The following is a 13,508-nucleotide window of genomic DNA, read 5'->3' on the forward strand; positions in this document are numbered from 1 at the left end:
CAGTTAGGGGTGAGAGTATTGTTAAAGTCAAAAGCACGTTGGAAACCGAAATTATCGAATCACCAAGAAGAGCAATTATTAAGTAAAGAATTACAGATTTCCCCTCTATTGGCTAAACTACTTGTTACTCGCGGATTTAATACAGTAGATGCAGCAAGTAAGTTTTTATATGAAGATCAAATGAGCTTTCATGACCCGTTTTTATTAGAGGGTATGGATATTGCAATTGACAGAGTATTTCAAGCGATTGAAGAAAATGAAAAAATATTAATTTTTGGCGATTATGATGCAGATGGAGTTAGCAGTACTTCAGTATTGTATTTAACATTAATCGAACTAGAAGCAAAAGTAGATTTTTATATACCAAATCGTTTTACTGAAGGGTATGGTCCAAATAAGAATGCATTTAAATGGGCGAACGAACAAGGTTATTCATTAATTATTACTGTAGATACAGGTATTTCTGCAGCTGAGGAAGTCAAATTTGCAAATGAACTAGGTATGGATGTAATTATTACGGATCATCATGAACCACCAGAGGAATTACCAAACGCTATTGCTATTATTCATCCAAAGCTAAGCCCTAGCTATCCTTTTAAAGAATTAGCAGGTGTAGGAGTTGTGTTTAAATTCGCTTCCGCATTATTAGGTAGGGAGCCAGAGGAATATTTGGAACTAGTTTCAATTGGTACGGTTGCTGATTTAGTACCTTTAGTTGATGAAAATCGTTTAATCGTAAAAAAAGGTGTAAGGCAACTGAAGCAAACTAAGCGTGAAGGACTAAGAGCTCTTTTAGAAATTAGTGGAACTACAACAGATTCAATCACCGAAGAAACAATTGGATTTGCAATTGGTCCTAGAATTAATGCAGTTGGTAGACTTGGTGATGCTAAACCTGCAGTAGATTTAGTTTTAGAAAATGATAGAGCACTTGCTAAAAAAAGAGCCGAGCAAATTGAAATCTTGAATAAGGAACGACAAGAATTAGTTTCACGTATGACAGAAGAGGCAATTAAGCAAGTAAACGAGCTGGATTCATCTTGTTCTAATAAAGTGATTATTGTCGCAAAAGAAGGCTGGAATGCAGGAGTAGTAGGGATCGTTGCTTCGAAACTAGTTGATCGCTTTTATAAGCCAGTAATTGTTTTAAGTATTGATCATGAAAAAGGAATAGCAAAAGGTTCAGCAAGAAGCATTGAAGGTTTTTCTCTATTTGAAAACTTAACAAAATGTAAAGATATTTTACCTCATTTTGGAGGTCATACACTTGCTGCTGGTATGACGTTGGCAATTGAAGATGTCGAGTTATTAAGACATCGTTTAAATGAATACGCAGATCAAATTATGACAGATGAAGATTTTATCCCATTAAAAGAAGTCGATTTAAAATGTCAGGCTAGTGAAGTTTCAATCTCATTTATTAATGAATTAAATATGCTGGCACCTTTTGGGATGCATAATCCAAAACCTGTTTTAGAAATAAACGAGGTTGATGCTCTAAATATTAAACAAATCGGTAATGAAGGTGCACATCTTAAAGTACAACTAAAAGATGACGTTACATTCCTTGATGCTGTTGGATTTGGATTTGGACATGTCGCTAATGAAATTGCAAGTGGATCAAAAGTATCTTGCTTAGGAATGGCTTCTATTAACGAATGGAATGGTAAACGAAAGCCACAGTTAATGATTCATGATATTAAAGTAAATCATTGGCAGTTATTTGACTTAAGAGGTCAAGAGCCACATCGATTAACTTTACCTATTACCGAAGAAAAATTCATATTTTTACATCAATCATCAAATGAATATGAAAATTTAAAAACTAAATATCCTATTTCTACGTTTGTTGCATATGAAGATGTACTAAACTTAGATATTAATATACAAAATAATTATGTGATCCTACTTGATTTACCTAGTTCAGAAAATGTTTTGAAAGAAGTTTTTCGTAACGGGTTATCAGAACGCATTTACTTAATTTTTAATCAAGAAGAATTACATTTCTTCTCACCAATTCCAAGTAGAGAAAGTTTTAAAAAATTCTATTCAATCTTAGCAAATACCAATCCATTTGACATGAACATGTATGAAGTGGCATTATGTCGTAAGATGGGATGGAAAAAAGAACAAGTCGATTTTATGACAAAGGTGTTTTTTGATTTAGAATTTGTTACAATAGAGGATGGAAAAATTCGTTTGTTGCCACAAACTGAGAAGAAAGATCTCTCTTTATCTAATACGTATGCAAAAAAATTAGCTAGTATTGAACTAGAACGTTTGTTTCTGTACTCAAAATGTGATGAATTAACTACATTTTTTCAAAATATGAAAAGTCATTTTTCCGAAAATGGGGAGGCACTTATTTAATGAATTTAAAAGATTATATAACGATCGTACCGGACTGGCCAAAAGAAGGCGTTCAGTTTAAAGATATTTCATCATTAATGAATGATGGAAAAGCTTATAAAGAAGCAACTGATCAAATTGTAGCTTATGCGAAAGAAAAAGATGTTGATTTAGTAGTTGGACCAGAAGCTCGTGGATTTATCGTTGGTTGTCCAATTTCTTACGCTTTAGAAATAGGTTTTGCACCTGTTCGTAAACCAGGTAAATTACCTCGTGAAGTTATTAGCTACAACTACGATTTAGAATATGGTACAAATACGTTAACAATGCATAAAGATGCTATTAAACCAGGTCAACGTATACTGATCACTGATGATTTATTAGCTACTGGTGGTACGATTGAAGCTACAATCAAACTAGTTGAAGAATTAGGTGGAATTGTAGTAGGGATTGCTTTCTTAATTGAGCTTTCTTACTTAGAAGGTCGTAAAAAATTAGATGGCTATGATATATTTACACTAATGACATATTAATTTTTAACATATGATAATGTTATCTAGACAGGGTACTCTGAATAATCAGAGTGCTCTTTTTCTATCAAAGATCTGCAAAAAAAAATGAAATTTGACGACTCCTGCTTTACAAAAAACGAAATTTTCATGATAATAAAGGAAATAATGATTTAAGGTGATTAGATGGCTACTGAGCAAGTTTTGACAGCAGAACAGGTTTTAGAGCAAGCGTCCCATTATTTAAAAGAAGATGATGTGGCGTTTATTAAACGTGCTTATGAATATGCTCGTGACGCACATAGTGAGCAATTTCGTAAGTCAGGTGAACCATATATTATACACCCGGTTCAAGTAGCAGGTATCCTTGTTGGCTTAGAGATGGATGCTACAACCATTAGTGCTGGGTTTCTTCATGATGTAGTAGAGGATACTGAAGTATCTAAAGAGGACTTAGAGAACCATTTTGGTAAAGAAGTATCTATGCTTGTAGATGGTGTAACAAAGTTAGGTAAAATCAAGTTTAAATCGAAGGAAGAACAGCAAGCTGAAAATCATCGCAAAATGTTTGTAGCGATGGCACAGGACTTGAGAGTAATATTAATTAAATTAGCCGATCGCCTTCACAATATGAGAACGTTAAAACACTTACCTCAAGAAAAACGTATGCGAATTGCGAATGAAACGTTAGAAATATTTGCACCGCTAGCTCATCGACTAGGGATTAGTAAAGTAAAGTGGGAGCTTGAAGATACAGCGTTACGTTATTTAAATCCACAGCAATACTATCGAATAGTTAACTTAATGAAGCGAAAAAGAGCAGAGCGCGAGCAATATTTAGAAGAGGTTATTAACGAAATCACAACTCAACTTGAAGATGTCGAAATTAAAACAGAAATTTCTGGACGTCCTAAGCATATCTATAGCATTTATCATAAAATGGCTAAGCAAAATAAACAATTTAACGAGATATATGACTTATTAGCTGTACGTGTGATAGTTAATAGTATTAAAGATTGCTACGCAGTTTTAGGCGTTATTCATACATGCTGGAAACCAATGCCTGGTCGTTTTAAAGATTATATTGCAATGCCTAAGGCAAATCTGTATCAATCTCTTCATACGACTGTAATCGGTCCAAAAGGTGAACCACTAGAAGTGCAAATTCGTACACAAGAAATGCACCAAATTGCTGAATATGGTGTTGCAGCACACTGGGCATACAAAGAAGATAATGCAAATCTTCCTTCACAAAAAACTTTAGAAAATAAATTAAGTTGGTTCCGTGAAATTATCGAATGGCAAGATAATTCTACAAATGCAGAAGAGTTCATGGAATCAGTAAAAATGGACTTATTCTCTGATATGGTTTTTGTATTTACTCCAAAAGGTGATGTTTTTGAATTACCACTAGGATCTGTTCCAATCGATTTTGCTTACCGAATTCACTCTGAAATCGGTAATAAAACAATTGGTTCAAAAGTAAATGGAAAAATGGTACCACTTGATTATAAACTTAAAACCGGTGATATCGTTGAGATTATGACATCGAAGCATTCGTATGGACCTAGCCAAGACTGGTTAAAGGTCGCTCAGTCTTCACATGCTAAAAATAAAATACGTCAATATTTTAAAAAGCAAAGAAGAGAAGAGAATGTTGAAAAAGGCAAGGAATTAGTTGAAAAAGAAATTAAAGCTTTAGAATGTGATTTAAAAGAAGTATTAACGTCTGAAAATTTAAAACGCGTCGCAGAGAAATTTAATTTCTCTAATGCAGAAGATATGTATGCAGCCGTTGGATACAATGGAATTACTGCAACACAGATTGCTCACCGTTTAACAGATAAATTCCGTAAACGTACTGAAATTGAGTTAGAAGACCGATTAAAAGAACTTTCTTCGGACCTTAAAAAAGCTCCATCACGTCGTAAAGATGCTGGTATTTCAGTAAAAGGTGTAGATAATTTATTAATCCGTTTATCAAAATGCTGTAATCCTGTACCAGGTGATGATATTGTTGGCTATATCACAAAAGGCAGAGGAATCTCAGTTCATAGAAGCGATTGCGTAAACATGTTAAATGATAGTGAAGAAGATCGCTTTATTGAAGTTGATTGGGAGGAAAGTCCTACGTTTGAACGTGATTATAACGTTGATATAGAAATTTTCGGTTATGATCGTCGTGGGCTTTTAAATGAAGTTCTTTCAGTAGTAAATGAAACAAAAACAAATATCTCTTCAGTAACAGGAAAAAATGACCGAAATAAAATGGCAACTATTACAATGAGTTTGTCTATTCGTAATATAAACCACCTGCAAAAAGTAGTGGATAAGGTTAAACAAATTCCAGACATTTACTCTGTGAGACGTATTTTCCACTAATAGGAGGTGCCACTTGTGAAAGTATTATTACAGCGCACAAAAGAAGCAAAAGTCGTAGTGGACGGACAAGTAGTAGGTCAAATACCTAAAGGGTTATTATTGTTAGTCGGAATAACGCATGAAGACACTATAGAAGATGTTAAATATTGTGCGGACAAAGCAGTTAACCTAAGAATTTTTGAAGATGAACTCGGAAAAATGAATTTATCTTTAAATGATGTTGGAGGCCAGATTCTATCCGTTTCTCAATTCACTTTATATGGCGATACGAGAAAAGGTAGACGTCCAAGTTTCACAGATGCAGCCAAGCCAGAAATCGCAAATGAATTATACGAATATTTTAATTCATATTTACGCGAACAAGGATACGAAGTACAAACCGGCATTTTTGGTGCAGATATGGATGTAACATTTACAAACTGGGGACCAATTACAATTATGATTGAAAGTAAATAAGCCAATCCTTAACCTCCTTTTCCAAAAAGGAGGCATTTTTTTTGAAAGAATTAATTATTAAAATAATAACTTCATATAGCGAATATACTGAAGTATACGGTTTCCTACAAAGAATTCAGAGGAGGTCACTATATGGACATAATTACAATCGTGTTAATCCTGATCGCTGGTGTAATTTTGTTTACAATCCTCAAAAGTTTCTTTAAAGCACTTTTATTTGTTATTTTAATCATCCTAGTTTATTACGGATTAATGTATTTCATAGACGGATCAGTTGAAAGTATTCAATCTACTTTAAGAATATTTCATTAGACCATGGTGTGTACCATGGTTTTTTTAGTTTTAATCATAAATAGTTGGATGCAGTAAATTATTAAAACTGCAAATAAATTTTCAAAACTGCCAATAAAATTGCCCAATCTACAAATAAGACAACCAAAAACTGCAAATAAACATCTAATCGCAAATAATATCGTTAAATTTAACTAATTATTTTCTACTTCTAAATAATATCTACGTTAAAAACACTTAAATTTAATCAAATTCCACCTCATTTTTTCTGAATCCATAGAACTAATTTATACTGCTTAATTCCCTAAAAAACTTGCCAAGTTTTCAACTATATTTTAATTGTTTAATCCATTAATTATTTGGACATCCTATATAACAACATACTTGGAAGGAGACTGCAACATGAGAATAAATAATCGTAATAGTCTAGGATCAGGTAGAAAAGGTGTCTTGAATATGGATTTTCATGAGTTTCAAAATAGGGGACAAGAATCCAATTCATTAGAGATGGCAAGTGAGTTTGGTTTAACTTTAAGAGAAGTGCGTGATTTAAAAAGACAGTTGGAGCGTTCGTAAAAATTTTTTAACTGTTCTTGACATTTGGTGTATCCGAACGTAAGATATTAAATAACATATTGATACATAGTAATATTCCATAGACGGAGAAAAGTAGGATAGGATCTCTTGTAGAGAGAGGAAGTGCCGTGGCTGAGAGCATTTCCACAAGTAGACTATTTGAAAGACACTCCCGAGGCTTTATTCTGAACGATTTCTAGTAAGGATAAACGTAATCGGCGTTAACGATGAAAGTGGGAGAACAGTTTATTGTTCTTCAATTAGGGTGGCACCACGGGCTTATAACTCTCGTCCCTACTGTTTTTATTTCAGTAGGCACGAGGGTTTTTTGTATTTATAAAGGTTTATTATTTAGGAGGATTTACAATGTCGATTAATATCCCAAGAGGTACTCAGGATCTTTTACCTGGTACGATTGAAAAATGGCAGTATATTGAAAAGTTTGCACGAGATTTATGCAAACGATATAACTATAACGAAATTCGTACACCAATCTTTGAACATACTGAATTATTCCAACGTGGTGTTGGAGATACAACAGATATTGTTCAAAAAGAAATGTACACATTTACTGATCGTGGAGATCGTCAATTAACATTACGTCCAGAAGGAACTGCTTCAATCGCTCGTTCTTATGTTGAAAATAAAATGTACGGCAATAGCAATCAACCTACTAAGTTGTATTATATCGGTCCTATGTTCCGTTATGAACGTCCACAGGCTGGTCGCTACCGTCAGTTCGTACAATTCGGTATCGAAGCTTTAGGTAGTAATGATCCTTCTATCGATGCAGAAGTATTAGCTCTATCAATGGAATTATATCGTGGTCTTGGATTGAAAAACGTTAAGTTAGTTCTTAATAGTTTAGGTGACTTAGAAAGCCGTAAAGCACACCGTGAAGCGCTTGTGAATCATTTTAAACCGGTAGCACATGAACTATGTAGTGATTGTAATAATCGTTTAGAAACTAATCCATTACGTGTTTTAGATTGTAAAAAGGATCACGATCACCCTTCGATGAAGACAGCGCCATCGATTTTAGAATATTTAAACGAAGAATCTATGAACTATTTCGAAGCTGTTCAATCTTACTTAACAGCTATGAAAATTCCGTTTGAGATCGATGCGAATTTAGTTCGTGGTTTAGATTATTATAATCACACTGTATTTGAAATCATGTTAGAAGGTAAAGGATTTGGTACAATTTCAACTTTAAGTGGTGGTGGTCGCTATAACGGATTAGTTGAAGAAATCGGTGGTCCTAATACTCCTGGTATTGGTTTCGCATTAAGTATAGAGCGTTTAATATTAGCTCTTGAAACAGAAGGAATTGAACTTCCAATCCAACAAGAAATGGATGTATTCCTAATCGGACTTGGAGAAGAAGTGAAAAAAGAAGCGACTGCTATTTTATATCAATTGCGTAAAGCTGGTCTGGTTTGTGAAAAAGATTACCAAGATCGTAAAATAAAAGCTCAATTCAAAGCAGCGGAACGTTATAAAGCAAAATATGTAGCGGTTCTAGGTGAAGAAGAATTATCTCGCGGAGTCATTAATTTAAAAGACCAAGAGACTGGTGTACAAGAAGAAGTTGCATTAGACATCTTTGTAAAATACGTAAGCTCTAAATAAACAAATGGGGGAATTGAAAATGGAACAACGAACGCATTTATGTGGAGAACTAAGAGAATCACATATCGGTCAAAGTGTAACACTTAAAGGATGGGTACAAAAAAGACGTGATTTAGGTGGATTAATTTTTATTGATTTACGTGACCGTTCTGGACTTGTACAAATCGTTTTTAATCCTGAAACTTCAGGTGAAGCTTTATCTCTAGCTGAAACTGTACGTAATGAATTTATTCTTCACGTTCACGGGAAAGTAGTATCTCGTGGTGAAGGTACAGTTAATACAAATCTTGAAACGGGAGCAATTGAAGTTTCTGTTGAAAAGCTTGAGATTATTAATAAAGCTAAGAATCCTCCATTTGCAATTGAAAATAAAACGGAGGTAGCAGAAGACCTTCGTTTAAAATATCGTTATTTAGATCTACGTCGTCCAGTTATGTATGACACATTTAAATTACGTTCAAAAATTACAAAATCAATTCGTGATTTCTTAGATGGTGAAGACTTCTTAGAAGTTGAAACGCCAATTTTAACGAAGAGTACACCAGAAGGAGCTCGTGACTATTTAGTACCTAGCCGTGTGCATCCGGGTGAGTTTTATGCATTACCACAATCACCTCAAATTTTTAAACAATTATTAATGGTTTCAGGATTTGAGCGCTATTTCCAAATTGCACGATGCTTCCGTGACGAAGATTTACGTGCTGACCGTCAACCAGAATTTACTCAAATAGACATTGAAACTAGCTTCCTTTCTCAAGAGGAAATTATGGAAATGTCTGAAAGAATGATGGTTAAAATGATGAAGGAAACAAAAGGTGTTGAACTAGTTACACCACTTCCTCGTATGAGCTATGATGAAGCGATGAATCGCTATGGTTCTGATAAACCTGATACTCGTTTTGGATTAGAGTTAATTGATGTTTCTTCTTTCGCTAAAGAAAGTGGATTTAAAGTATTTACTTCAGCTGTTGAAAACGGTGGCCAAGTAAAATGTTTAAATGTAAAAGGTCAGGCAGCAAATTATTCTCGTAAAGACATCGATGGTCTTCAAGAATATGCTGGTCGTTATGGAGCAAAAGGTCTTGCTTGGTTAAAACTTGAAGAAGATGGGTTCAAAGGTCCTATCAATAAATTCTTTAGTGAAGAAGAGTTTGCTACATTAAAATTAGCTGTAGAAGCCCAAGCAGGTGACTTGATTTTATTCGTAGCTTCAGATGCTTCAGTAGTTGCAAATAGCTTAGGTGCACTTCGATTAAAACTAGGTAAAGACTTAGATTTAATTGATCAATCTAAATTCAATTTCCTATGGGTTACTGACTGGCCATTACTTGAATATGATGCAGAATTAGATCGATATTTTGCGGCTCATCATCCATTCACTTCGCCTGTTCGTGAAGATATTGCGAAACTTGATACTGACCCAGGTAGTGTAAAAGCACAAGCTTATGACTTAGTATTAAATGGTTACGAGCTTGGTGGAGGTTCAGTTCGAATTTACGAAAGAGACATACAAGAAAAAATGTTCAAATGCTTAGGATTTTCTGAAGAAGAAGCACAAGAGCAATTCGGTTTCTTAATGGAAGCATTTGAATATGGTACTCCACCACACGGCGGAATTGCGCTAGGTCTAGACCGTATTGTAATGTTACTTGCAGGTCGCTCAAATTTACGTGACACAATTGCATTCCCTAAAACAGCATCAGCAAGTTGCTTATTAACAAATGCACCAAGTCCAGTTTCTTCTGCACAATTAGAAGAATTAGCGTTAAAAACAACTGTAGAAGAGTAAAATAAAAAGGAAGGGTGAAGGAATTAATTTTCTTAATCCTTTCCTTTTTCTTGTTGAAAGATTAAGAAAAATGCTGCTTTTCTTTAATTCAAGCTTGATGTAAATAGCTTGTATCATGTATATTTAAATCATTGTAATCTGATTAAGATAGTGGGAGTTGAATAAATGTTACACCAATTTTCTCGTAATGAGCTTGCTTTTGGTAAGGCAGGTTTAGAGCGATTACAAAACAGTACGGTAGCTATTTTAGGTATTGGAGGCGTTGGCTCATTTTCTGCAGAGGCTTTAGCGCGTTCTGGAGTCGGGCGTTTAATACTAGTGGATAAAGATGTTATTGATATAACAAACGTGAATAGACAAATTCATGCTTTATTATCAACAGTTGGTGAGCCTAAAGTAGAGATGATGAAACAACGTATTCTTGAGATTAATCCTGAATGCGAAGTAATTACACATAGAATGTTTTATACAGAAGAAACATTTGAAAAGTTTTTCGAAATTCCATTAGATTATGTAATTGATGCCTCTGATACAATTACATATAAAATTCACTTAATTAAAGAGTGTCGTCGTCGAGGAATTCCAATTATTTCAAGTATGGGTGCCGCTAATAAGATGGATCCAACTCGATTTAAAATAGCTGATATATCAAAAACAACTCACGATCCTATTGCAAAGGTTATTCGAACTAAACTTCGCAAAGAAGGTATTCAAAAAGGTGTTACAGTTGTTTATTCAGACGAAAGTCCTATTGTTATACGTGAAGATGTACGTAAAGAAATCGTACCAGATGAAAATACAAAAATTCGTAAAGCGAAAATGCCACCATCTTCAAACGCCTTTGTACCATCAGTTGCTGGCTTAATCGCAGCTAGTCATGCAGTACGTGAATTAATAAAGGATATTGAAATTAAGCGTGTAGGTAAAGAATAACTAATGCTCTTAACAAGCTGACTGTAGGAATTAATTTCCTACAGTTTTTTTATTTATTAATGTAAAAACTACCTTCAATAGGAGGTGTTTGATGTTGAATAGAGCCTTGAAAGTATTTTGTACTTTCGGATTATCTTTAACAATATTAACTGCTTGTAGTAGTACTAGTGACATGGAAAAAGATCCAAAACAGCATAGTGTAGATAATTTATCCAATCGGATTAATGTTAAGTATAAAAAGAAAAATAATGTAGTCGAGAAAAATGGTAAGGTTGGCAAAGATGGCGTTGTTAACGATATGGAATCGATTGAAATGAATAAACGTAAGCCTAGTAAATAAAACAGACCCCCAATTAATTGGGGGTTTCAGTCTGCTCGGACACATTACTGTATAGTAAGAGGGGATTACATATTTAAATCCTTCGCATTTTTAGCTCTATTTTTACGTCTTCTCACAAATTGACGTCCAATGATAGAAATAACTAATAGTCCAACAACAAGAAGTAGAATTTGAATATATGATAAGTTAAAGTATTTAGCACCAGTAACAATTAAAAGTGTAGATAACGTACCTTTAATAATAAAAAATATAATAATCCATAAACCGCCTTTTTTCCAATTCATTTCATTATACTCCTTACTATTGCATGCATTTTGTTACTTCATTATACAATAGTACGAGTGATAATATACTGTGAATGTTTTACATTATTTTGTCCAAATTTACTCTGTTAGATTGATTAATACATTTTGTTTCTTCTGAATTAATGTTTTTAGATTAACGATTTTTTTGTTTAAATTTTCATTGTCAATTTTTAATTTATCTACTATTTCTTTTAACCGTATATTTTCCTCCGAAGCTTGATGCTGTTTTTCAAAATTCATTAAAAATTGGATGATCATTTCTATATTCAGTGAAGGTTGAATTAAAGATGTATTTAATTCTGTAACTAAATTAGACTGTTTTATTTCTTTAAATTGATCTTTTGATAATTTTCGGTATCTAGAAGCACATGCTGTCTTTGTCCGATTAATAATATTTGCTACCATTTCAAATGCTTCTTGCTTCGATTTACCTTTACTTTCATATTTTTCAACTAGTTCGATTAATGTGTTTTCATCTTCAAATGACCATTTTGTTTTCGGGGCATTCATTTTTTCACCTTCTTTATTTCATCTATTATTATCTTCACCAAATAAACTGTTAGTAAAAAGAAATATTTTCGAGTGCAGATGAAAAATGTTTCCAATTCAATTACAATAGTAAAAAGAGTTATAAAGGAGGGAGAAAAATGAGTCATGAACCTCTAGCATACCGTATGAGACCAAGAACGATTGATGAATTAGTTGGTCAAGAAAAAATTATCGGAAAAGAATCAGCGTTATATCGATTAATACATAACGGACGAGTTCCTTCAATGTTAATACACGGGGAACCTGGAATAGGTAAGACATCGTTTGCCCATGCAATTGCTGGTACTGTAGATAAACGTTTTGTAACTGTAAATGCGACTACTTCTGGTAAAAAAGAACTTGAGGATATCGTTCATGAGGCGAAAATGTTCGGTGAGATCATTCTTTTTGCAGATGAAATTCATCGTTGGTCAAAGCTGCAACAGGATTATTTATTATCATATGTAGAAAGCGGGTTTATCACGTTAATTGGGGCAACAACTGAGAATCCATACCACGATGTTAACAGTGCAATACGATCTCGCTGTAACCACATTTTAAAATTAGAACCGCTTTTACCAAAACATATTTATAAATTATTAGATAAAGCCTTAAGAGATGAGGATAGAGGATTAGGAAATTTGCAAATCCAAATTTCAGAGGAACAAATTTTAAAAATTGCTAATGGAGTGAATGGTGATGCAAGATCATCATTAAATATTTTGGAATCAATTGTATACGGTTCAACAAAAGAGTCAGACGGAACGATTGTAGTACAAGATGAAATTATTGATGAATTTCTTCGTTCAAAAGGTTTTAATCATGATAAAAATGGAGACTTTCATTATGACACATTGTCTGGTTTCCAAAAGAGTATTCGTGGAAGTGATGTAAATGCAGCACTTTATTATTTGGCGAGGCTCATTGAAGCTGGTGATTTAACTAGCATAATTCGAAGATTATTAGTTATTGCTTACGAGGATATCGGATTAGCTGGCGATCCATGGAAGGTTGTTCTTGCTTGTGAAGCCGCAAAGCAAGTTGGATTTCCTGAAGCAAGAATTATTCTTTCAAATGCGGTAATTGAACTTTGTTTGTCATCCAAATCTAATTCTAGTGTTACATCAATTGATCGAGCATTGAATGATGTGAGAAGTGGGCTACATGATGATATCCCAGCACATTTAAAAGATAGTCATTATGCTGGAGCCAAGGATATGGGGCATGGGATTGGTTATATTTATCCGCATGATCATCCTTTAGGTAATTTTGGCGGTTGGGTTTATCAACAATATCTTCCAGATCGACTTGTAAATCAAGTTTACTATAAACCAAAAGAAGCAGGTAACGAAAAACGTTACGGGGCTATTTTTGATAAACTACAGCAGTTTAAGAAAAATCGTAATTAGGTCAATAAT

The 13,508-nt window shown here is 33.8% G+C and carries 13 protein-coding genes and 1 other annotated feature; of the genes, 11 read left to right on the forward strand and 2 right to left on the reverse strand.

Annotated features, from left to right (window positions below; all coding sequences use genetic code 11):
- Window positions 1–18 precede the first annotated feature (18 nt).
- From recJ to EP747_RS00850, 10 genes are all read left to right on the forward strand, one after another.
- Window positions 19–2,370 (forward strand): single-stranded-DNA-specific exonuclease RecJ, encoded by a 2,352-nt coding sequence (recJ, locus tag EP747_RS00810; protein WP_129688091.1) that lies wholly within the window; start codon window positions 19–21, stop codon window positions 2,368–2,370.
- Complete coding sequence (locus tag EP747_RS00815) at window positions 2,370–2,882, forward strand: adenine phosphoribosyltransferase (protein ID WP_129688092.1); 513 nt, start codon at window positions 2,370–2,372, stop codon at window positions 2,880–2,882. Before recJ ends, EP747_RS00815 begins: the two co-directional genes overlap by 1 nt.
- A 162-nt stretch (window positions 2,883–3,044) precedes the next feature.
- Window positions 3,045–5,240, forward strand: coding sequence for a RelA/SpoT family protein (locus tag EP747_RS00820; RefSeq protein WP_129688093.1), 2,196 nt, complete (start codon window positions 3,045–3,047; stop codon window positions 5,238–5,240).
- 15 nt (window positions 5,241–5,255) lie between these two features.
- Window positions 5,256–5,696, forward strand: a complete 441-nt coding sequence (dtd, locus tag EP747_RS00825) for a D-aminoacyl-tRNA deacylase (RefSeq protein WP_088013654.1) — start codon at window positions 5,256–5,258, stop codon at window positions 5,694–5,696.
- A 132-nt stretch (window positions 5,697–5,828) separates the two neighbouring features.
- On the forward strand, window positions 5,829–6,008 hold the full coding sequence (locus EP747_RS00830; RefSeq protein ID WP_129688094.1) for a hypothetical protein: 180 nt from the start codon (window positions 5,829–5,831) through the stop codon (window positions 6,006–6,008).
- 381 nt (window positions 6,009–6,389) lie between these two features.
- On the forward strand, window positions 6,390–6,563 hold the full coding sequence (locus EP747_RS24095; protein WP_088013656.1) for a hypothetical protein: 174 nt from the start codon (window positions 6,390–6,392) through the stop codon (window positions 6,561–6,563).
- Window positions 6,564–6,634: 71 nt separating this feature from the next.
- Window positions 6,635–6,862: a binding site (T-box leader), on the forward strand.
- Between the two features lie 67 nt (window positions 6,863–6,929).
- A complete protein-coding gene (gene hisS / locus EP747_RS00835) occupies window positions 6,930–8,195 on the forward strand; it encodes a histidine--tRNA ligase (protein ID WP_129688095.1) in 1,266 nt (421 codons plus the stop codon).
- A gap of 19 nt (window positions 8,196–8,214) precedes the next feature.
- Window positions 8,215–9,984 (forward strand): aspartate--tRNA ligase, encoded by a 1,770-nt coding sequence (gene aspS / locus EP747_RS00840; RefSeq protein ID WP_129688096.1) that lies wholly within the window; start codon window positions 8,215–8,217, stop codon window positions 9,982–9,984.
- Between the two features lie 165 nt (window positions 9,985–10,149).
- Window positions 10,150–10,917, forward strand: coding sequence for a tRNA threonylcarbamoyladenosine dehydratase (locus EP747_RS00845; RefSeq protein WP_129688097.1), 768 nt, complete (start codon window positions 10,150–10,152; stop codon window positions 10,915–10,917).
- Between the two features lie 91 nt (window positions 10,918–11,008).
- The gene (locus EP747_RS00850) at window positions 11,009–11,257 is read left to right on the forward strand and encodes a hypothetical protein (RefSeq protein WP_129688098.1); all 249 of its coding nucleotides are present in this window, start codon (window positions 11,009–11,011) and stop codon (window positions 11,255–11,257) included.
- A 65-nt stretch (window positions 11,258–11,322) separates the two neighbouring features.
- Here EP747_RS00850 and EP747_RS00855 read toward each other — a convergent pair whose 3' ends face one another.
- Together EP747_RS00855 and EP747_RS00860 are read right to left on the reverse strand one after the other, a co-directional pair.
- Window positions 11,323–11,541 carry a hypothetical protein gene (locus EP747_RS00855; RefSeq protein ID WP_129688099.1) on the reverse strand — a complete coding sequence of 73 codons (219 nt, stop codon included), beginning with the start codon at window positions 11,539–11,541 and terminating at the stop codon, window positions 11,323–11,325.
- A 99-nt stretch (window positions 11,542–11,640) separates the two neighbouring features.
- Window positions 11,641–12,072: a Myb-like DNA-binding domain-containing protein gene (locus EP747_RS00860; RefSeq protein WP_129688100.1), complete on the reverse strand. Its 432-nt coding sequence runs from the start codon at window positions 12,070–12,072 to the stop codon at window positions 11,641–11,643.
- A gap of 137 nt (window positions 12,073–12,209) precedes the next feature.
- Between EP747_RS00860 and EP747_RS00865 the strand changes: the two genes are divergently transcribed.
- On the forward strand, window positions 12,210–13,499 hold the full coding sequence (locus EP747_RS00865; RefSeq protein ID WP_129688101.1) for a replication-associated recombination protein A: 1,290 nt from the start codon (window positions 12,210–12,212) through the stop codon (window positions 13,497–13,499).
- Window positions 13,500–13,508: the final 9 nt, after the last annotated feature.

It is taken from the genome of Gottfriedia acidiceleris (assembly GCF_004138285.1).
GTDB lineage: Bacteria > Bacillota > Bacilli > Bacillales > Bacillaceae_G > Gottfriedia > Gottfriedia acidiceleris_A.